18 protein-coding genes are annotated in these 18145 nt (G+C 51.5%); 17 read left to right on the top strand and 1 reads right to left on the bottom strand.

Annotated elements, in window-relative coordinates:
- The first annotated feature begins 3 nt into the window (after window positions 1-3).
- From MHFGQ_RS12595 to MHFGQ_RS12575, 5 genes are all read left to right on the top strand, one after another.
- The gene (locus MHFGQ_RS12595) at window positions 4-243 is read left to right on the top strand and encodes a ribbon-helix-helix domain-containing protein (RefSeq protein WP_106005383.1); all 240 of its coding nucleotides are present in this window, start codon (window positions 4-6) and stop codon (window positions 241-243) included.
- On the top strand, window positions 167-526 hold the full coding sequence (locus MHFGQ_RS12590) for a type II toxin-antitoxin system PemK/MazF family toxin (RefSeq protein ID WP_106005384.1): 360 nt from the start codon (window positions 167-169) through the stop codon (window positions 524-526). Before MHFGQ_RS12595 ends, MHFGQ_RS12590 begins: the two co-directional genes overlap by 77 nt.
- Before the next feature lie 58 nt (window positions 527-584).
- Complete coding sequence (gene iorA, locus MHFGQ_RS12585; RefSeq protein ID WP_106005385.1) at window positions 585-2414, top strand: indolepyruvate ferredoxin oxidoreductase subunit alpha; 1830 nt, start codon at window positions 585-587, stop codon at window positions 2412-2414.
- On the top strand, window positions 2407-2991 hold the full coding sequence (locus MHFGQ_RS12580) for an indolepyruvate oxidoreductase subunit beta (protein WP_106005386.1): 585 nt from the start codon (window positions 2407-2409) through the stop codon (window positions 2989-2991). Before iorA ends, MHFGQ_RS12580 begins: the two co-directional genes overlap by 8 nt.
- A 94-nt stretch (window positions 2992-3085) precedes the next feature.
- Complete coding sequence (locus tag MHFGQ_RS12575; protein ID WP_106005387.1) at window positions 3086-4390, top strand: pyrimidine-nucleoside phosphorylase; 1305 nt, start codon at window positions 3086-3088, stop codon at window positions 4388-4390.
- A 4-nt stretch (window positions 4391-4394) separates the two neighbouring features.
- On the opposite strand, the gene MHFGQ_RS12570 is transcribed toward MHFGQ_RS12575, so the two are convergent.
- Window positions 4395-5138, bottom strand: a complete 744-nt coding sequence (locus tag MHFGQ_RS12570) for a sulfite exporter TauE/SafE family protein (protein WP_106005388.1) — start codon at window positions 5136-5138, stop codon at window positions 4395-4397.
- Window positions 5139-5226: 88 nt separating this feature from the next.
- Here MHFGQ_RS12570 and MHFGQ_RS12565 point away from each other — a divergent pair, with 88 nt between their 5' ends.
- The 12 genes from MHFGQ_RS12565 (at window position 5227) to MHFGQ_RS12510 (ending at window position 18061) form a co-directional block, all read left to right on the top strand.
- Window positions 5227-6132, top strand: coding sequence for a LysR family transcriptional regulator (locus MHFGQ_RS12565; protein ID WP_146127134.1), 906 nt, complete (start codon window positions 5227-5229; stop codon window positions 6130-6132).
- A gap of 35 nt (window positions 6133-6167) precedes the next feature.
- Window positions 6168-6833 carry a lactate utilization protein gene (locus tag MHFGQ_RS12560; protein ID WP_106005390.1) on the top strand — a complete coding sequence of 222 codons (666 nt, stop codon included), beginning with the start codon at window positions 6168-6170 and terminating at the stop codon, window positions 6831-6833.
- Window positions 6834-7057: 224 nt separating this feature from the next.
- On the top strand, window positions 7058-8563 hold the full coding sequence (locus MHFGQ_RS12555) for an SLC13 family permease (RefSeq protein ID WP_106005391.1): 1506 nt from the start codon (window positions 7058-7060) through the stop codon (window positions 8561-8563).
- A 169-nt stretch (window positions 8564-8732) separates the two neighbouring features.
- Entirely contained in the window at window positions 8733-10355 is a 1623-nt protein-coding gene (locus MHFGQ_RS12550; RefSeq protein ID WP_106005392.1) for an FAD-dependent oxidoreductase, read from the top strand.
- Window positions 10356-10369: 14 nt separating this feature from the next.
- Window positions 10370-11542, top strand: coding sequence for a 2-oxoglutarate ferredoxin oxidoreductase subunit alpha (locus MHFGQ_RS12545; RefSeq protein ID WP_106005393.1), 1173 nt, complete (start codon window positions 10370-10372; stop codon window positions 11540-11542).
- A 1-nt stretch (window position 11543) separates the two neighbouring features.
- On the top strand, window positions 11544-12380 hold the full coding sequence (locus MHFGQ_RS12540) for a thiamine pyrophosphate-dependent enzyme (RefSeq protein WP_106005394.1): 837 nt from the start codon (window positions 11544-11546) through the stop codon (window positions 12378-12380).
- Window positions 12380-12916 carry a 2-oxoacid:acceptor oxidoreductase family protein gene (locus MHFGQ_RS12535; RefSeq protein WP_106005395.1) on the top strand — a complete coding sequence of 179 codons (537 nt, stop codon included), beginning with the start codon at window positions 12380-12382 and terminating at the stop codon, window positions 12914-12916. Before MHFGQ_RS12540 ends, MHFGQ_RS12535 begins: the two co-directional genes overlap by 1 nt.
- 7 nt (window positions 12917-12923) lie before the next feature.
- Window positions 12924-14054, top strand: a complete 1131-nt coding sequence (sucC, locus tag MHFGQ_RS12530) for an ADP-forming succinate--CoA ligase subunit beta (RefSeq protein ID WP_106005396.1) — start codon at window positions 12924-12926, stop codon at window positions 14052-14054.
- A gap of 4 nt (window positions 14055-14058) precedes the next feature.
- Window positions 14059-14940: a succinate--CoA ligase subunit alpha gene (gene sucD / locus MHFGQ_RS12525; RefSeq protein WP_106005397.1), complete on the top strand. Its 882-nt coding sequence runs from the start codon at window positions 14059-14061 to the stop codon at window positions 14938-14940.
- A 294-nt stretch (window positions 14941-15234) separates the two neighbouring features.
- The gene (locus MHFGQ_RS12520; RefSeq protein ID WP_106005399.1) at window positions 15235-15930 is read left to right on the top strand and encodes a FadR/GntR family transcriptional regulator; all 696 of its coding nucleotides are present in this window, start codon (window positions 15235-15237) and stop codon (window positions 15928-15930) included.
- Between the two features lie 254 nt (window positions 15931-16184).
- Window positions 16185-17186 carry a LacI family DNA-binding transcriptional regulator gene (locus tag MHFGQ_RS12515; RefSeq protein ID WP_106005400.1) on the top strand — a complete coding sequence of 334 codons (1002 nt, stop codon included), beginning with the start codon at window positions 16185-16187 and terminating at the stop codon, window positions 17184-17186.
- 23 nt (window positions 17187-17209) lie between these two features.
- A complete protein-coding gene (locus MHFGQ_RS12510; protein WP_106005401.1) occupies window positions 17210-18061 on the top strand; it encodes a creatininase family protein in 852 nt (283 codons plus the stop codon).
- The last annotated feature ends 84 nt before the right edge of the window (window positions 18062-18145 follow it).

The raw sequence follows: 18145 nt of genomic DNA, 5'->3' as shown, positions 1-18145 counted from the left end.
TCCATGCGTACTATCCAAATTACTATAGATGAACCTATGTTAATAGAGGTAGACCGGGTTACGCAACAGCTTGGCATAACGCGGTCGGCCTTTATTCGCCACGCCTTACAACTCGCTTTAAAGCAGCAAAAAATCTCATTGTTGGAACGCAAGCACCGCGAGGGTTATGCCCAAAAACCTGTTGAAGCAGGTGAATTTGATATCTGGGAAGCCGAACAGGAGTGGGAGAAACTATTCCTTTAAGCCGCCGGATAAAAGGCGGCCTGTTTTAATTTTAACCCGTAATTCAGCTATTTCTTTCCTTAATGAGGTAACCATTGCTCCTGTAACGTCAAATATCCGGGATATACCTTCGGAAATAGTAATCGGTCCCGAAGACGGCATGCCCTATCGTTGCGCGGTAAATTTTGATCATATCCAAACTGTAGCCAAAGATAGATTAGGGGAATTGATCACAACCCTTTCAGATGATAAAATGGCTGAAGCTGGTGTAGCTATATGCTTCGCCCTTGGTATTGAGATATAGAACAAAAAAGCCTTCTGGGCCTTATGACTGCAGGCCTGAATAATGGAGAGGTGAAACTGTGCGGGAACTGTTAATCGGCAACCATGCCCTGGCCAGGGGCGCCTGGGAAGCAGGGCTTAAGGTCGCCGCGGCCTACCCGGGCACGCCTAGTACAGAAATAATCGAAGCCCTGGCCGGGTACCCGGAAGTATACGCTGAATGGGCACCCAATGAAAAGGTGGCCCTGGAAGTGGCTATCGGCGCGGCCATCGGTGGGGCCAGGGCCCTGGCGGCCATGAAACACGTCGGTGTAAACGTCGCCGCCGATCCCTTGATGACCCTGGCCTACACCGGCGTCAACGCCGGCCTGGTACTGGTATCGGCCGACGATCCCGGACTTTTTAGTTCCCAGAACGAGCAGGACAACCGCTTTTACGCCCGCATGGCCCAGATACCCTGCCTGGAACCGGCCGACAGCCAGGAAGTCAAAGATATGACCATGTTGGCCTTTGAGCTGAGCGAAAAATTCGATACGCCGGTAATGCTGCGCCTGACGACGCGTATCGCCCATTCCTACAGCTTGGTGGAACTGGGGGAGCGACGGGAAGTACCCTTAAAGGATTATGTCAAACAGCCTGCCAAATACGTCATGCTGCCGGCCTTCGGTAAGAAACGCCACCTGGCGGTGGAAGAACGGCGGCATAGGCTCATGGAATATGCGGAAATAACCCCTTTAAACCGGGTAGAGTGGGCCGACCGGCGGGTAGGCGTTATTACCAGTGGCGTCGCCTACCAGTACGTCAAGGAAGCCCTCCCCGGAGTGTCAGTGCTTAAGTTAGGATTGAGCTACCCGCTGCCGGAAAAGTTAATTCGCGATTTTGTGTTTGGCGTAGAAACCTGTTATGTAGTGGAAGAGCTGGAGCCTTTTCTGGAAGACCAGATCCGCGCCCAGGGATTGCCCGTGACCGGCAAGGAACTTGTACCGCGGGTCGATGAGTTGAGCAGCCTCATTATCGCCCGGACGGTGGGGGCACATGTAGCCGCGACAGCGCCGGAACTGGTCGCCCCGGAATTTTTGCCTGCGCCCGCAGCTACGGCCGTGGGACCGGTCAGGCCGTTAGCGGCCGCCGGGAAGACGGCAGAACCTACTCCTCCTCTTCCCGGCCGGCCACCCCTGATGTGCCCCGGCTGTCCCCACCGCGGCGTGTTTTACGTACTCAAAAAACTTGACCTCGTAGTAGCCGGGGACATCGGCTGCTACACCCTGGGTGCCACACCACCCCTTAATGCCATGGACACCTGCATCTGTATGGGGGCCAGCCTGGGGGTAGCCATGGGTCTGGAGAAGGCGCGTGGGACGGAATTCGCCCGACGGGTGGTGGGTGTTATCGGCGATTCCACCTTCCTCCACTCGGGCATGACCGGCCTTTTGGACATGGTTTACAACGGGAGTAAAGGCACGCTGATTATTTTGGATAACGGGACTACGGCCATGACCGGACACCAGGATCACCCCGGCACAGGTTATACCGCTGCCCACCGGGAGGCACCAAAGGCCGACCTTGAAGCGATCGTCCGGGCCCTGGGAGTGCGACGGGTGCAAGTGGTCGACAGCTACGACCTGGAGGCGGTGGAAAAGGCCGTCCGGGAAGAAACAGAGGCTCCGGAGCCGTCGGTAATCATCGTCCGCCGTCCCTGTGCTCTAATCGTAAAGGGAAAAAAAGGAAGTTATACAGTCTTACCGGACAACTGTCTGGGATGTCGTTATTGTCTAGACCTGGGCTGTCCCGCCCTATCATTCAATGGTATACACGCCGTAATCGACCCCATCCAGTGCAATGGGTGCGGCGTCTGCCGCCAGGTCTGTCCCAGCGAGGCCATCATAAAGGCGGGTGAGGAAGATGCATAACGGGGTGATCAACGTCCTGCTGGTCGGAGTTGGCGGCCAGGGAACGATACTTGCCGGCCGCGTGCTGTCCAGGGCCGCCATTTCCCTGGGAGGAGAAGTCAAAGTCTCCGACATCCACGGCATGGCTCAACGGGGTGGAAGCGTCGTAACCCAGGTCCGCTTCGGTACGCGGGTATATTCCCCTGTAATGGCGCCCGGCACAGCCGACTTTCTGGTGGCCTTTGAAAAGCTGGAAGCCCGGCGCTGGCTTCATTATTTGAAGAACGACGGCTGGCTCATTGTAAACGACCAGGAACTCCCCCCCCTCCCCGTCCTCACCGGGGCCGCTACTTATCCAGAAAACTTAATCGGGGAAATGGGGAAAAAGGTGTCCAATATGGTCGTCCTCGACGCCCTGGAACTAGCCCGCAGGGCCGGGAACGTCAAAGCCGTCAATATGGTTCTCATGGGGGCCCTGGCCAGGCGCTTACCCATGGAGCGCGAGGCCTGGGAAAAAGCCCTGGCGGAATCCGTACCGGAAAGGTTTTTAACGGTAAACAAAAATGCCTTCCAATTGGGCTGGGAGGAAGGACTTTAGGGCCCGGAGCTTATCCGGGCTTTTTTAATCCCTTTTTTAATGGGGAGTGGATATGATATGATGGGTTAAAAGAAGTGGAGGTTGTTTACATAAAATGAACATGCCGGATTTAATACGCCGTAAAAGGGATGGGGAAACTTTACGGCCGCCGGAGATTGAATGGATGATTCGTGAGTACACCGGCGGGGCGATTCCCGATTACCAGATGGCCGCCTTCCTCATGGCCGTTTACTTTCGCGGCCTGAATCGGGAAGAAACGGCCGCCTTAACCAGGGCCATGGTGGCCTCCGGCGAGGAAATGGACTGGAGCGCCATCCCCGGCGTCAAGGTTGACAAGCACAGCACCGGCGGCGTAGCCGATACCACAACCCTGGTCCTGGCGCCATTGGTGGCGGCCGCCGGAGTGCCGGTGGTCAAGATGTCCGGCCGGGGCCTTGGGCACACCGGCGGCACCATCGACAAGCTGGAAGCCATCCCCGGCTTCCGGGTGCACCTTTCCCGGGAAGAAATGGTCCGCCAGGTCAAGGAAATCGGGCTGGCCATCACCGCCCAAACTGGGAACCTGGTGCCGGCCGACGGCAAGCTTTACGCCCTGCGGGACGTGACGGCGACGGTGGAAAGCATCCCCCTTATCGCCAGCAGCGTCATGAGCAAAAAAATCGCTGCCGGCGCCGATGCCATAGTTCTCGATGTTAAGGTTGGCAGCGGTGCCTTTATGCCCGACCTGGCTTCGGCCCGGGAACTGGCCCGGACCATGGTGGATTTGGGCCGGGAGATGGGCCGGCGTACAGTGGCGGTTATTACCAATATGGACGAACCTCTGGGAATGATGGTGGGCAACGCCCTGGAGGTAAAGGAGGCTTTAGCGGTCCTACGCGGCGGCGGGCCAAAGGAACTGCGGGAGGTCTGCCTCACCCTGGGCGCTCGGATGCTTCTGCTTGCCGGTGCGGCCGGCAGTGAAGGGGAGGCCCGCCGGCGCTTGGAAGATCTCCTGGACGGCGGCGAGGCGCTGGCCAAATTCCGGCAGTTTATCGCCGCCCAGGGTGGCAACCCTGAAGTGGCGGACAGGCCGGAACTCCTGCCTGCAACCAGGGAGCAGATAACTATAACCTCACCTGCCGGCGGCTACATCAGCTCCGTCAGGGCGCGCTTGATAGGTGAAGCGGCCATGCTCCTGGGCGCCGGGCGGGCGATCAAGGAAAGCGTTATCGATCCGGCGGTGGGTATTGAATTGAAAAAACGGTACGGAGATTATGTTAACGCCAGCGAGCCCTTGGCCGTCTTCCACGTCAACGACCGAACCAACCTGGAGACGGCCCGGAAGAAGTTCCTGGCCGCCTATACCCTGGCGCCGGAACCGCCCTCCCCCCGGCCGCTGGTGTATGAGGTGATTGATTGAGGTTTTAGAGTATAGAGGTTAGCAAGGAGTACAGGCCGGTAGCAATCACGATTAAAGGTACGCTGTAATAAAAATGTTTTTGGGAAACGCGTGGAAAAAGATATATCCCCAGATAGCTGCCCAAGAAGGCCGGCGGTAGAAGGGAAATGGCGCTGAGAACGATGTGGGTATTGACGTTTCTAAAAAGAATTAGGAGTGCAAGACTGGCACCGTACAACAGGGTGAAGTAGGCGGAAGCCGTAGCGCGGAATTTGTCCTTCCTTAGATCCCGGTAATTTAAAAACAATACTACTGGAGGTCCGGCGATGCCGGTACTCGTACTCAAAAATCCAGAAAGGCTGCCGATAAGGCGTTCTGCCCAAGGGTTTTCTTCTTGGGTTATTTTTTTTATAGATTTTAGCTTGAAGATAACTAGGGCAAAGATAATAGTTAAAATGCTGATTAATATTTTGAGGTCCTTGACGTTAAAATGTGTAAAGACGTATAAACCGATGGGGATGCCCAAAAGGCTGCCTTTAAAGAGATTCATAAGGAGAGAGTGGATTATTTCCTTTCGTACCCGATAACTTAGGGCTAATTGGGTGCAAAAAGAGACGAGAAGGTTTAAAATCACTGCCGTGTGGGCGTCAAAAACCAATAACAATAATGGAACGGCGATCAAGGCGAAGCCAAAACCCGTAATTCCCTGGAGCAAAGCGGCCAGCAAAACGGCCAGGGATGCAGGTACCCATAACAAAAAGCCGGGCAAACTGTAGACCCCCTTTAATCAAATTGAAAAGGAAAAAAGAGGGCTGTGACGAATTATTACTAAGGTAATACAAAGTGAGGTGTATCCCGTGGACAGCCAGCTTCTCACTTTTGTAACCGTGGTCGAGAAGAAAAGTTTTTCCCTTGCTGCCCGGGAACTCCATTTAACGCAACCAGCGGTCACCGCCCAAATCCATAATATGGAAAAACATTATGGGGTTAAGTTATTCAATCGCGACAATAAATATGTCCGGCTTACGCCGGCCGGGCAGAAGCTCTATGAGTATGCGCGCCAGATTATTGATCTTTATAATCATGCCTATGCCGATATTAAAGAGTTGGGAGGTATTATCCATGGCCGTTTAAGCGTCGGCGCGACCTATACCATAGCAGAATATATATTACCACAGATTATCGGCTTTTTTAAGACAGAATATCCTGAAGTCGAAATAGCCATTTGCCTCGGTAATAGAGAAGAAATTTTTCGAGCCCTTAACGAAGAACGTTGCGATATTATTCTGGTAGCTGGGGACTGCCACAGCAAGAAAGTAATTTGCGAAAATTGGCTAACAGATACCCTGGTATTAGTTGTTAATAGCGATCATCCCTGGGCTGAACGGGGGAGGATTGCTCCTGATGAACTTTTTGAAGAAAGATTTATCCTCAGGGAGGTTGGTTCCAGTTCCCGGCAGCTTTGGGAAAACGCCTTGAGAGAAAAAGGCTTTGAACCGGCTAAGTTAAATGTCTTTTTGGAATTAAACAACCATGAAGCCATCAAAAAGTGGGTTGAGCTTAATTTCGGTGTTTCTGTGCTTTCTGAGTGGGTGATAATCAAAGAGGTAGAGTTAAAAACCCTTGCTAAAGTAAACATTGAAGGGCTATCTCTATGTCGCAACATCAACCTAATTTATCCCAAACACCGTCTGCACCCGGTTGCAGAAAAATTTCTTAGGTTTTGCCGGGTAAATAAGACTCGTTTTCTTAGTATGCTTTAAATCCGCATAAATAATAATATGAAAGGGGCATAGCAATGGCCACCATATTTACCGATTTTGATCAAAGCATAATTTGGCGTCATGAACAAGTGGCCGCCAGAGTAATAGAGGCATTAAAAAAGAGGGGCTTTCATGCGAGTTATTGTAAAACAGCCTTGGATGCCAGGGAACAGGTTTTAAACCTTATTCCTAGTGGCGCTACTGTTGGAATAGGTGGGTCGGTAACTATTCGCAAGATGGGGCTGATCGAAGAAATAAAAAACCGGGGACATGAAATATTTGATCATTGGATTCCCGGGATTTCTCAGGAAGAGGACCTGGCCATCCGTCGACGGCAGCTCACCTGCGACGTATTCTTGACCGGTTGCAATGCCATCACTTTGGATGGCCGGTTGATTAACATCGATTTTACCGGTAACCGGGTGGCGGCCATGATCTTTGGCCCTAAAAAGACTATATTGGTTGCCGGCATCAATAAAATCGTACGTGATGTAGAAGCAGGTCTGCGACGGATCAAAGATGTGGCTACCCCCTTGAATTCCCACCGTCGTCACTGGGGCAAGGCCTGTGCCGTGGCCGGTCATTGCGTTGAGTGTAATTTACCGGATAAATCGTGCCGGGTAACGACCATTATTGAGATGTGCCCTAAGGGGAACCCGGAGTTTTATATATTTTTAGTAGGAGAGGAATGCGGCTATTAGCTTATAAAGGATATTTATAGGTTAATAACTTTTATTGATTTGCTTGAAGAAAGAGTAAACGGTAAAATTCAAAATGAGGTATATTAAAATAACATCGGAAAGGGAATGTTACCTCAAGGAACATTGTGAAGGGGAGGGGATAAACCATTTATGCCAAAAGACGTGTAAGTGATTATAATAAGTGATTATAAAGAGAAATTTAGTGAGTTAAGGAGGGAAAAGTAATGACTTCTATTGGAAGACAAACAATGATTAATAAACAAGCGGTTAATAATCAATATACAAAAATTATTATATTTATTATTGCCATATTAGCGATGTTATTTATACATTTTATACCTTCTCCCCAACCCCTTGTGCGCAACGGTCAGGAAATTCCGCTTACAATGGCTGGTAAGACTGCTATTGGAATTTTAATATTTTGCATTATTCTATGGATGACAGAAGCCATTCCCTTCGCGGTAACTGTCTTAATTGCCAACTTGCTTTTACCTGTATATGGAATCTATGACTTTAAAAAAGCAATTCAAACAAGTTTCGGCGATACTCTTTTTGTCTTCTTCTTGGGTGTTTTAGCGCTGGGTGCGGCTTTTGTAAATTCCGGCTTGGGAAGGAGACTAACTTTAATTCTTTTAACAAAGATAGGGACTAAAACAGAACGAGTAGTGTTAGGTTTTATTTTGGTTGGAACTATTATTTCCATGTGGGTTACCGACGTCGCCGTGGCGGCCATGCTTACCCCCCTAGCCGTAGCTTTATTACAAGAAATTGATGCAAAACCCTTGCAAAGCAATTTCGGTCGGGCCCTTCTTATGGGGTGTGCCTGGGGAGCCCTTTTTGGCGGTATTGGGACACCGGTAGGTTGCGGTCCGAATGTAGTGGCTATGACTATGTTGAGGGAGATGACGGGGTATGTGCTCACCTTCCCCGGCTGGATGACAATAGGTGTACCTACTGCCCTCTTATTAGCTATAGTTGGTTGGGTTATTCTCATAAAAATTTATCCTCCAGAAATTAAAGAACTACCCTACGGCGTTCAACATATTAAAGAAGAACTTAACAAATTAGGTCCCCTCACCATAACTGAAAAAAAGACTTTAGTTATTTTTGGAATAGCTGTTTTACTGTGGATAACCCGTCCTTTTATTCAGCCGTATAAGTTTTTAGGCGGCTTTCCTTATGGAGATGAATATATAGCTATTTTGGCCGGAATACTGCTGTTTTTACCAGGCGTTGGTGTGATGAATTGGAAAGAGGCTGAAAAAGATATTTCGTGGGACAGCATTATTTTAATTGTAGGTGGCGTTTCTTTGGGAATGGCCATTTATGATACAGGTGCAGCACGTTGGTTAGCTTGGATTCTTTTAGGTCCGGCCTCGCAAATTAATCCCATTTTGAGAATCGGAGCAATCTCTTTGATAGTAGCCATTCTCCATATCGCTTTTTCGAGTAATAGTGTGACTGGTGTAATTATAATTCCACTAGTTATAACTTTAACTAAAGATCTGGGGGGCAATCCTTGGACACTTGTCGCTCCAGCCGCCTTTACAATGTCCTTGGCGTTTATTTTGGTAACAGAAACGCCTACCAATGTTATTCCATATAGTGCCGGTTACTTTACCATAAAAGAGTTTGCTAAAGTAGGTGTAATTATGACCATTGCAGCGGCTATATGTGTTATGTTAACAGTGGCTGTTATTGGTAGCCTGACTGGGATTTATAAACTATAAAAGAATAAAACCCATTAATATCATTATAAATACAATTTCATTTACAAAGCTTTAAACTAATGTTTAGAATGAAGACGGGAGGTGAAGACAGGTTTTATTAAAATAATCATTTCGTTTCCCTAAAAAATGACAAAGGCTTAAACGATAGAAAGGAGTTGGCAAGAGACTCATGGGAGATTTAAATTGTAAGCTAGCCCCGTGTAAGGAGGCCTGCCCGGCGGGCGTAGATGTACCGCGCTATGTCAGATATATCCGGCAGGGAGAACTTCAAAAGGCGCTGGAAGTCATTAAAGAAAGTATACCGTTTCCAGCTATCTGCGGTTATGCCTGCGTGCATCCTTGCGAAAGCAAGTGCGCTCGCAACCAATTGGATGCTCCGGTAGCCATAAGGTTGCTCAAGCGCTTTGCTGCTGAACAAGGAGCTGTTGAAGCCGGCTGCAAGGAAGGGGCAAACGCCAAGGCGGCAACAGGCAAAAAAGTGGCCGTCATCGGCGCCGGTCCCAGCGGGTTGACGGCAGCCTATTATCTGGCCCGTTGCGGCCATCAGGTTACGGTCTTTGAGGCCAAGCCTGAAGCGGGCGGTATGATGCGTTATGGCATTCCGGCTTACCGCCTGCCGCGGGAAATTTTAGATAAGGAAATTGCGGCTATCAAGGAAGCGGGCGTGGAGATCAGGGTTAACAGCCCGGTTACTTCCCTGGACGAGCTTAAAAAAGATTATGATGCCGTCCTGGTAGCCTGCGGCAGCTGGAAGACCAGTAAACTGGGCATCTCCGGTGAGGATTTGCCTGGTGTTAAGGACGGCCTGGCCTTCCTGGAGGAAGTCAACGGCGGTCAAGCGGTTTCCATTGGGAAAAAGGTTGCCGTTATTGGTGGTGGTAATACGGCCATCGACGCCGCCAGAACCGCCCGGCGCTTGGGGGCCAAGGAAGTAACCATATTCTACCGGCGTACGCGGGCGGAAATGCCGGCCAGTGAGGAAGAAATCAACGGTGCTTTAGAAGAAGGTGTGCGGATTGAGTTCCTGGCCGCTCCGGTTAGCATAGACCAGGTGGGCGGAAGTCTAAACCTTACCTGCCAGAGGATGGAGCTTAAGGGTAAGGACGCCAGCGGCAGGCCAAAACCTGTTCCGGTTGCCGGGAGTGAATTCAGCAACATATTCGATACGGTTATTGTGGCCATCGGTCAGGCTCCGGAAGTGCCGGCAACTTGGGGATTGGAAGTTGCCGAGGGCGGTCAGTTAAAGGCATGTGCAGAAACCCTGGCAACAAATAAAGAAGGTGTATTTGCCGCGGGCGATGTAGTAAGCGGTCCTGCCTCGATTATCGAAGCTATCGCCCAGGGCAAAAGGGCGGCCGTTAGCATCGATAAATTCCTCGGCGGCGAAGGCAAGATCAACGGATATGAATTAGAAAAGTCTGCCGCAAACGAACCGGAAGTAATTCTAACTCCTACCGCGCGGACATATGTACCTGTTATTCCCTTGGGGGATAGGTTGCACAGCTTTGCCGGTGTAGAACTGGGTTTTGATACCGTGGCGGCGCAAAAAGAAGCCAAAAGATGCCTGGCCTGCGATCTGCGTGAATTTTACGTTGAAGTGGATGGTAACGGTTGTAAAGAATGCGGCTATTGCGCCCACGTCTGTACATTGGGTGTCTTTGCACCGGCTAATTACTTTAACGACCGCGGTTATAAGCCCATGGTCGCAGTACACCCCGAGAAATGCATCGGCTGCCTGAAATGCTTCTTTGTTTGCCCTGACTTTTCCATTAGCATAGAGAAAAACGTATAGGGGGAAGGAATGACATGAGACGAACGTTAGATACTGGCAATGCCGCTATCACGGAAGGAGCTATTATAGCCGGGTGCAGGCTTTTCGCCGGTTACCCCATCACCCCGGCTACGGAAATCGCGGAAAATATGTCCCGGCGCTTACCCCAGGTGGGCGGGTATTACGTCCAGGCCGAAGACGAAATGACGGCCCTGCATATCTGTATCGGCGGTTCATTGGGTGGTTTAAAGACCATGACAGCCACCTCTGGGCCGGGTTTTATCCTCTATGCCGATCCCATGGGCTGGGCCCTGGGCAGCGAAATTCCGCTGGTAGTAGTCAATGCCCAGCGGGTCGGTCCTGTGAGCGGGATCACCGGAGCTCCGGGACAGGGCGAATTTTACATGAGCCGTTATCCTACCCAGGGCGGCAATTATGAGACAATTGTCCTGGCCCCCAATAGCGTCCAGGAGGCCTTTTCTATAACCGTCGAGGCCTTCTATCTGGCCGAACGTTTCCGTATGCCGGTTATTATCCTTGCCGATCAGCTGGTTACCGACGGCTGGGAGAGTTTGAGCATCCCGGAGACGCCGGAAGAAGTTGAAGCTATGGGTTTGAAAGTTGTTCCACGCCGTATTAATAAAGGACCGGAATTTTATCCCGCTACCGATGAAATTGACATTCCTCCGGTGGTTCTTGGCCACAACACGGGAGCGGCCTGTTCCGACTGGACACCGACGCCGGAAGGTTACGATACCGAAGAAGTAGATTTCCAACATAAGCATGCCTATCGCTTAATTTATAAAGTAAGAAACCATAAAGACCTAATTACCCGCTATGAATCTTATTTTGTCGACGATAACCCCGAACTAATCTTGGTGGCTTATGGTAGTCCCTCGCGGGTGGTTATCAGCGCCGTCAAACAGGCCCGGGAGAAAGGAATGAAGGTCGGAGCTTTGAGGCTTATCTCCTTGTGGCCCTTCCCGGACGAGATTTTTAAGGTGCAGGCCAAGTATTTAAGTGTGGAATTAAATTATGACGGCCAGCTGGTGCGGGAAGTGCAGCGGGCCATGCCCAAAGGCAGCGAAGTCCATTTCTTTGGTAAATGTGGCGAGTTGCCGACGGTGGCCGAACTGGAAGAAATGATGCAGGCGTTGCTAGCAGGTAAAGAAATTAAAGCGCGCAAATGGGAATGGGAGGCGTGGTAAAATGGATTATTTGGCCACTAAATATCTGCGACCCCGAAAAATACCCAGCACTGCCTGTAGTGGTTGCGGCCTGGGTCAGGCTCATAAAAAAGTCGTCAAGGCCATTGATGAGCTGGGCTTAGACATTGGCGATGTAATTTGGGGAACCGGCATCGGCTGCGCCGGTCGGCAGACCTTTAACACCTGGAAGGGTGACAATTTTGCCGGTACCCACGGTAGGGCCTACGCTATTGCCACAGGGCTCAGAATGGCCCTGCCGCCGGACAAAAAAATTATCATGACCGTCGGTGACGGTGACGCTTTTGGCATTGGGTTCCTTCACTTGCTAAACTGCGCCCGGCGTAATGTCGGCATGACCGTTATAGTTCTGGACAACCTGGGTTACCAGTCTACAGGCGGCCAATACGGATGGACGACGCCCCAGGGATACCGTACCGACAGCAGCCCCTATGGTAATCGCGAGCCCAACTGGACCCAGGAAGGCCGGGACGTGCTCAATATTTTACGCGAGGCCGGCGCTACATTTCTGGCCCGCTATACCAGCCTCCAGGGCCAGGAAGCGGTGGAGGCCATCAAAAAGGCCATCATGAACAACGGTTTTTCCCTGGTGCATATGCCGTATCCTTGCGTTACGAATTTTGCGGAACGGGCACTGGGAACGCGGAAACCGGTAGAGATTTATAAATGGTTTGAAGAGCATACCTGTAGCTTACACGAAAAGGGTCCTGAGGACTTTGCCTTCCGAACTGGAATTTACTATGATGCCAGCAATAGCCGTCCCGAGTTTTCCAATTATATGAGGACATGGGTCGCAGAGATCCAAAGGAGGTATAGCTGATGGCCAAACGGACGGAAGTGCTTGTGAGCGGTTTCGGCGGTCAGGGAGTGGTCCGCATTGGCCAGACCCTCAGCACGGCGGCCGTATACCAGGGTTTAAATACAACCATGCTTGTCAGCCACGGGACGGAAACCCGGGGCGGCTATGTCCGAACCCAGGTGGTTATGGCCTCGGACATTATCGATAGCCCGGTGGTGGAGAACCCGGATTATTTTGTCGCTCTTTCCAAGGCGGCCTATAATCGCTTTATTTCCCTGGTCAAAGAAGGTACGGTAATATACGACCCGGCTTACGTTGAGCCGGATGCTTCTCTGCCGATCAAACAAATACCCCTGGCGGCCCGGGATACCGCCGTAAAGGAGCTGGGGCGGGAACTCTATGCCAATGCCGTCGTTTTAGGTGCCATGGCCAGGATGATGACGGGGCTGGTTGATAAAGAGAATATCTTGAAGGCCATGCTGGAAAGAATACCCCGCTTCCATGAGGAGAACAAAAAGGCCTTTGAGTTAGGTTATGCCCTCATGTCAAAGGAGTAATGCCAAGATGAAATTGTATGAATACGAAGGCAAAGAGCTCTTTAAGAAAATGGGGATCCCTGTTCCCCGGGGAATGATGATAACTTCAGCTGAGGCGGCGGCAGAGGCCGCCGCACAGCTGGGGTCGGAAGTAGTAATTAAATCTCAAATTTTACAGGGAGGGCGGGGCAAGGCCGGCGGCATCAAGTTTGCCGCCACCCCCGAAGCGGCCAGGGAGGCCGCAGCGGCCATTCTGGGCAGCCAGCTCAAAGCCGAGACGGTAAGCAAACTTTTAGTTGAGGAAAAGCTGGCCATTGCCCGGGAACTCTATCTTGCCATTACCATCGACCCGGTTAAGGCTTCGCCCTTGATTATGGCCAGTGCGGCCGGGGGTATGGATATTGAAGAAGTGGCCCGGGAAACGCCGGAGAAAATTGTGCGGGAAACAGTTCCCATTTTCCGCGGCCTAATGCCCTTCCAGGCCCGCCGGATAGCTTACCGGCTTGGTTTGGAAGGCAAGGATGCCAACAATTTTACCGATATTCTCCTTAAACTTTACCGCGTATTCCGGTCCTTTGACGCGGAACTTGCAGAGATCAATCCTTTGGTCGTTACGGGCGACGGTAAGATGGTGGCGGCCGATGCCAAGGTAAATATCTATGATGGCGCCCTTTTCCGCCAGAAGGATATTGTTAAAGGGCCGGAGCGATATGATAACGAGCGGGAATATCGCGCGGCCCAGTACGGTCTGGGTTACGTAAAGCTGGACGGCAATATCGGCGTTCTTTGTACCGGTGCCGGCCTGACAATGACCGTTCTGGATTTGATTAACTATTATGGCGGCAAGCCGGCCAACTTCCTGGAATTCGGCGGCGCCACCTATAAAAATTCCTATTATGCCATGCAGCTCGTGTTAGAAGACCCCGATGTCAAGGTAATTCTGATCAACACCTTCGGGTTGGTGGCCCGGGCCGATGTAATCAGCCAGGGTCTGGCCCAGGCTATTAAAGAACTAAAACCCCCTCAACCGATCATAGCTTCGATACGCGGAACAGGGGAAGAAGAAGCCCGGGAGATTTTACGTAAAGAAGTGGGCCTCGAACCCTATACCAATGTGGAAGAGGCGGTCCGGGCAGCCGTAAAATTAGCAGGAGGTTAAAGAGATGGGAATCCTCTTGTCGAAGGAAACACGGGTTGTAGTGCAGGGCATAACAGGTAATGAAGGCACTTTTTGGACGGAACGGATGCTGGCAGCCGGTACTAACATTGTAGGCGGCGTTACCCCGGGAAAAGGCGGCGCCGTGGTACACGGCGTGCCGGTCTATAATACGGTACGCGAAGTAGTGGATAAACATGGCGCGGAAGCGTCGGTAATTTTCGTACCGCCGCCCTTTGCTAAAGATGCCACCTTTGAGGCCTTAGAGGCCGGTCTGAAGCTGGTGGTTTTATTGGTAGACGGCCTGCCGGTCCAGGACGCCATGGAAGTAAGGACCTATGCCAAGGAGACGGGGGCTTATGTCATCGGCCCCAACAATCCTGGTATGGCTACCATTGGGGAAGCCATGCTAGGTTTTATACCCGTATGGCTGTCTTATGTTTACCAACCCGGCAATATCGGTGTGGTCGCCCGTAGCGGCAGCTTGATTAACGAGGTATGCTCGCATATTGTGGCCGCCGGCCTGGGTATTAGCACGTGTATAGGTCTTGGCGGTGATCCAGTTCCCGGTACCACCCTTACCGAAGTCCTTGACCTTTTCCAGAAAGATGAACATACCAAGGGCATAGTGATTATAGGCGAGGTAGGCGGGAGCATGGAAGAAGATGCAGCCGAATTCATGAAGGCGGGCGGTTTTACCAAACCAGCAGTGGCCTTTATCGCCGGACGCTCGGCACCGCCCGGAAAAAAGATGGGCCATGCCGGCGCCATTATGACCCTGGGCCGCGGTTCGGTCCAGAGCAAAGAAAGTGCCTTAAGTTCAGCAGGCGTAAAAATTGCCCAGAGGCCCTCGGAAGTGGGGCGGCTGCTGCTGGAAGCTATGGCTTAAAATGGTAAGACGGCCCTTTCCCCCCTGGGGTCGAAATTCTTCTGCCAAGGAAGCAATTTTCTTTAGCTGCTTCCTTGGCTTTTTATTTTCCTTACCCGGATACACCGAACAGGTTAATCCAGGTGTGTTCATTATTGATTATCAACCGCTTTATTCTTTATTTAATGAGGAGATCAGTTTTTATGTAAAGCTCGGTTAAGATTACAATTTAATTTTAAGGTTCCATATACAGCCAGTTGCCATCGCCCTAAAATAATGCGATAATAATCTAAAAAAACATACGAGGTAGGGACGATGGAACTGCAGCCAATCAAAACGAAAAAAATTTATGAAGAAATAGTCGAGCAGGTCAAAAAGTCCCTGAGCGAAGGCAAGCTCATGCCCGGGGACCGTTTTTACTCGGAACGGGAGCTGTCGGAGAAGCTGGGGGTCAGCCGGGCCTCCGTCCGGGAGGCCATCCGTGCCCTGACTACCATGGGCGTTTTAGAGGTAAAACCCGGGGAAGGGACCTTCGTCCGTAAAGTGCAGAATTGCGATATAGTACAACCCCTGGTTATGGCCATGCTGCTGGAGGAACAGCAAACGATTTATTTGCTTGAAGCCAGGAAAATCTTAGAAAGGGAATTGGCGTACCTGGCGGCCCAGCGGGCCACGACCGAAGAAAAAGAAAAACTGGTGGAAATAGTTCAGCAGATGAACAGCGAACTGGTCAGGGGTTACCTTCAGGAGGATACGGATGTCAAATTCCACCTGACTATTGCCGGTATGTCCCATAATCCTATACTTTCCCGCCTAATGTACACCATTGCCGACACCATTACCCAGACTCTGGCCAACAAGCGTAATCGCCTTTACTCGGATCCGGAGAACGCCCGTCTTCTTTTTGAGCAGCACCGGGAGATTGTACAGGCCATCGTTTCCGGAGCCGCGGAATCGGCCCGCCGGGCAATGGGTAAGCACCTCAGTTTTGTGGCCAGGCAGTTGCGCTAGGAGGGCAATCTCCCCGCGTTGTAAGAAGAGCGCGGGGCGATTTTTTTGGGCAAAAAACGGCGCGGTATGTGAAGATTTGTCGATTAACCTGGGTATTTGTAAAAAGGGAAACGTTTACCATGTTTTAAAAAACATACGGAAAACGATTGCCAAAAGAAAAAGTTCACGTTTTGATATTTCTTGTTGACATAGGGGGCTAAACCATGATAAATTTAAAGACGAGGAAAACGTTTTCCGAAAGGGGGTAAAGGCCGATGGTGACGATAAAAGACGTAGCAAAACACGCCGGTGTTTCCGTGACAACTGTGTCCCGCGTCCTTAACAACAGCCGGCATCCTATCAGCCCCGAGACAAGGGAGCGCGTTCTGGCAGCCATCAAAGAACTTGGCTTTTACCCCAACGCCATGGCCCGTAGCCTGCAGCTGCATGAAACCAAGACCATCGGTTTAATCCTCCCGGACATTGCCAACCCTTACTATCCTGGGATCGTCCGGGGAGTGGAGGACGTAGCCCATGAAAAGGGCTATACGGTTATCCTATGCAATACCGACCGTTCCCGGGAACGGACGAAGGCGTATCTGCGCGTCCTTAGGGAAAAGAGGGTCGACGGCGTTATTTTTACCGGCGGCGGCGCCGTTGAAGACGCCAGCCGGGAGCACTTTTTCGATCATGGCCAGATAGCCACGGTGGTCATTGGCCGTCATAAAGCCGATCTGCCGGCGGTACAGGTAGACAACGTGCAGTCCGCCCAGGAAGCGGTTGAACATTTAATAAAGCTAGGTCACCGGCGGATTGCTACGATAACCGGACCCGCCGTTTCAACAACGGCCAGGGACCGCCTGGAAGGTTACCGTCGCGCTATGGAGGCCGAAGGAATAGCTATCGAATCCGCTTGGATTGTCGAAGGGGATTTTGAATTTAACAGCGGTTATCAGGCCGTAGGGAAGCTACCTTTGCAGGGGCCGGAAAAGATAACGGCAATTTTTGCGCATAATGATCTTATGGCTATCGGCGCAATTAAAGCCTTGCAGGAAAAAGGCCTAAAAGTACCGGAAGACGTCGCTGTGGTAGGTTTTGATAACATTCCCCTCGCCTCCTTTATAACGCCGGCTTTGTCTACAGTGGCAGTTCCAGTCTATGATCTGGGGGTGACCGCCATGCGGGTACTGGCCGAGCTCCTTGCCGGCCGGAAGGTGCCGCCGGTTACCGTTCTGGCGACCCACCTCGAGGTCAGAGAATCATCTTTATTAAAATAAATACTGGCAGGAGGTTTGCTAAAATGGCCAAACGACACAACCTCTTGGAATGCTCCTTTGTTGACGCCCAGGAATGGTTTAAGGAAACCGACACCGTTCTCGTACCGGTAGGCAGCTGTGAAAAGCACGGCGCCCACGTACCCCTGGGAACGGACAGCTTTACCACCATTTCCGTTACCGAGCGGGCGGCCAAGCTGGCCAATGTTCCTCATACTCCGCTGTTACCCTTCGGTTACTCTCCCCATCACATGGGTGAAGTCGGGGAAGGTTGCGGCACCATCACCCTTGCCGCCGAAACTTTCCGTCGCGTGCTCCATGATATCGCTCGCAGCTTGATTTTCCACGGCGCCAACAAGATCGTCTTTGTATCCCACCATGGTTCTAATACCAAACCCATCGATGAGCTCCTGCGCAAACTCCGTTACCACACCGGGGCTTTTGTAGCCTGGTACAAGACGCCCACCGAGAGGGAATGCGAAGTAGTTAAAGGCATTCTCGAAGGGCCTCCCGAGGAAACCCCGGGCTGGCACGCCGGTGAGATGGAGACGGCTCAGGTAATGGCCTACAACATCGAGCTGGTAGACATGAGCCGGGCGGTAAACGACCGCGCCCATGCCCCGCGGTGGATGGGACCTGAGTTCTCCAAGATCGACGGTACGGCAACCGTTAAGTTCCGCGGTTCCGAAAACATCATCGTCCCCATGGAACACCATGAATACTCCGACCACGCCACCATCGGCAACCCCTTCCGGGGTACTCCCGAGAAAGGCTTGAAACTCTTCGAGAAGGAAGCTGAACACCTGGCCGCGTTTATCGAGGAAGTTAAGAAATTCCCCTTCAAGGTGGAAAATCGCGATTTCCCCGAGAGGGCATAGTACTTGCGTAAACCCTTGGCTCAAGGTACAAGCCGGGCTGAAAGGCCGGCTTGTACCTGTGGGCAAGGTTGGGAGGAAAATAAA

This window comes from Moorella humiferrea (assembly GCF_039233145.1).
GTDB classification, from domain to species: Bacteria; Bacillota; DSM-521; order Neomoorellales; family Neomoorellaceae; genus Neomoorella; species Neomoorella humiferrea.
The sequence above is the reverse complement of the archived record's forward strand: the minus strand, read 5'-3'. Positions and strand labels throughout refer to the sequence as shown.

Bases quoted from the DNA above. Each gene is read 5' to 3' on its own strand.
- MHFGQ_RS12595 (WP_106005383.1), top strand. From the start codon at position 4: ATGCGTACTATCCAAATTACTATAGATGAACCTATGTTAATAGAGGTA.
- MHFGQ_RS12590 (WP_106005384.1), top strand. From the start codon at position 167: ATGCCCAAAAACCTGTTGAAGCAGGTGAATTTGATATCTGGGAAGCCG.
- MHFGQ_RS12580 (WP_106005386.1), top strand. From the start codon at position 2,407: ATGCATAACGGGGTGATCAACGTCCTGCTGGTCGGAGTTGGCGGCCAG.
- MHFGQ_RS12575 (WP_106005387.1), top strand. From the start codon at position 3,086: ATGAACATGCCGGATTTAATACGCCGTAAAAGGGATGGGGAAACTTTA.
- MHFGQ_RS12560 (WP_106005390.1), top strand. From the start codon at position 6,168: ATGGCCACCATATTTACCGATTTTGATCAAAGCATAATTTGGCGTCAT.
- MHFGQ_RS12555 (WP_106005391.1), top strand. From the start codon at position 7,058: ATGACTTCTATTGGAAGACAAACAATGATTAATAAACAAGCGGTTAAT.
- MHFGQ_RS12550 (WP_106005392.1), top strand. From the start codon at position 8,733: ATGGGAGATTTAAATTGTAAGCTAGCCCCGTGTAAGGAGGCCTGCCCG.
- MHFGQ_RS12545 (WP_106005393.1), top strand. From the start codon at position 10,370: ATGAGACGAACGTTAGATACTGGCAATGCCGCTATCACGGAAGGAGCT.
- MHFGQ_RS12540 (WP_106005394.1), top strand. From the start codon at position 11,544: ATGGATTATTTGGCCACTAAATATCTGCGACCCCGAAAAATACCCAGC.
- MHFGQ_RS12535 (WP_106005395.1), top strand. From the start codon at position 12,380: ATGGCCAAACGGACGGAAGTGCTTGTGAGCGGTTTCGGCGGTCAGGGA.
- sucC (WP_106005396.1), top strand. From the start codon at position 12,924: ATGAAATTGTATGAATACGAAGGCAAAGAGCTCTTTAAGAAAATGGGG.
- sucD (WP_106005397.1), top strand. From the start codon at position 14,059: ATGGGAATCCTCTTGTCGAAGGAAACACGGGTTGTAGTGCAGGGCATA.
- MHFGQ_RS12520 (WP_106005399.1), top strand. From the start codon at position 15,235: ATGGAACTGCAGCCAATCAAAACGAAAAAAATTTATGAAGAAATAGTC.
- MHFGQ_RS12515 (WP_106005400.1), top strand. From the start codon at position 16,185: ATGGTGACGATAAAAGACGTAGCAAAACACGCCGGTGTTTCCGTGACA.
- MHFGQ_RS12510 (WP_106005401.1), top strand. From the start codon at position 17,210: ATGGCCAAACGACACAACCTCTTGGAATGCTCCTTTGTTGACGCCCAG.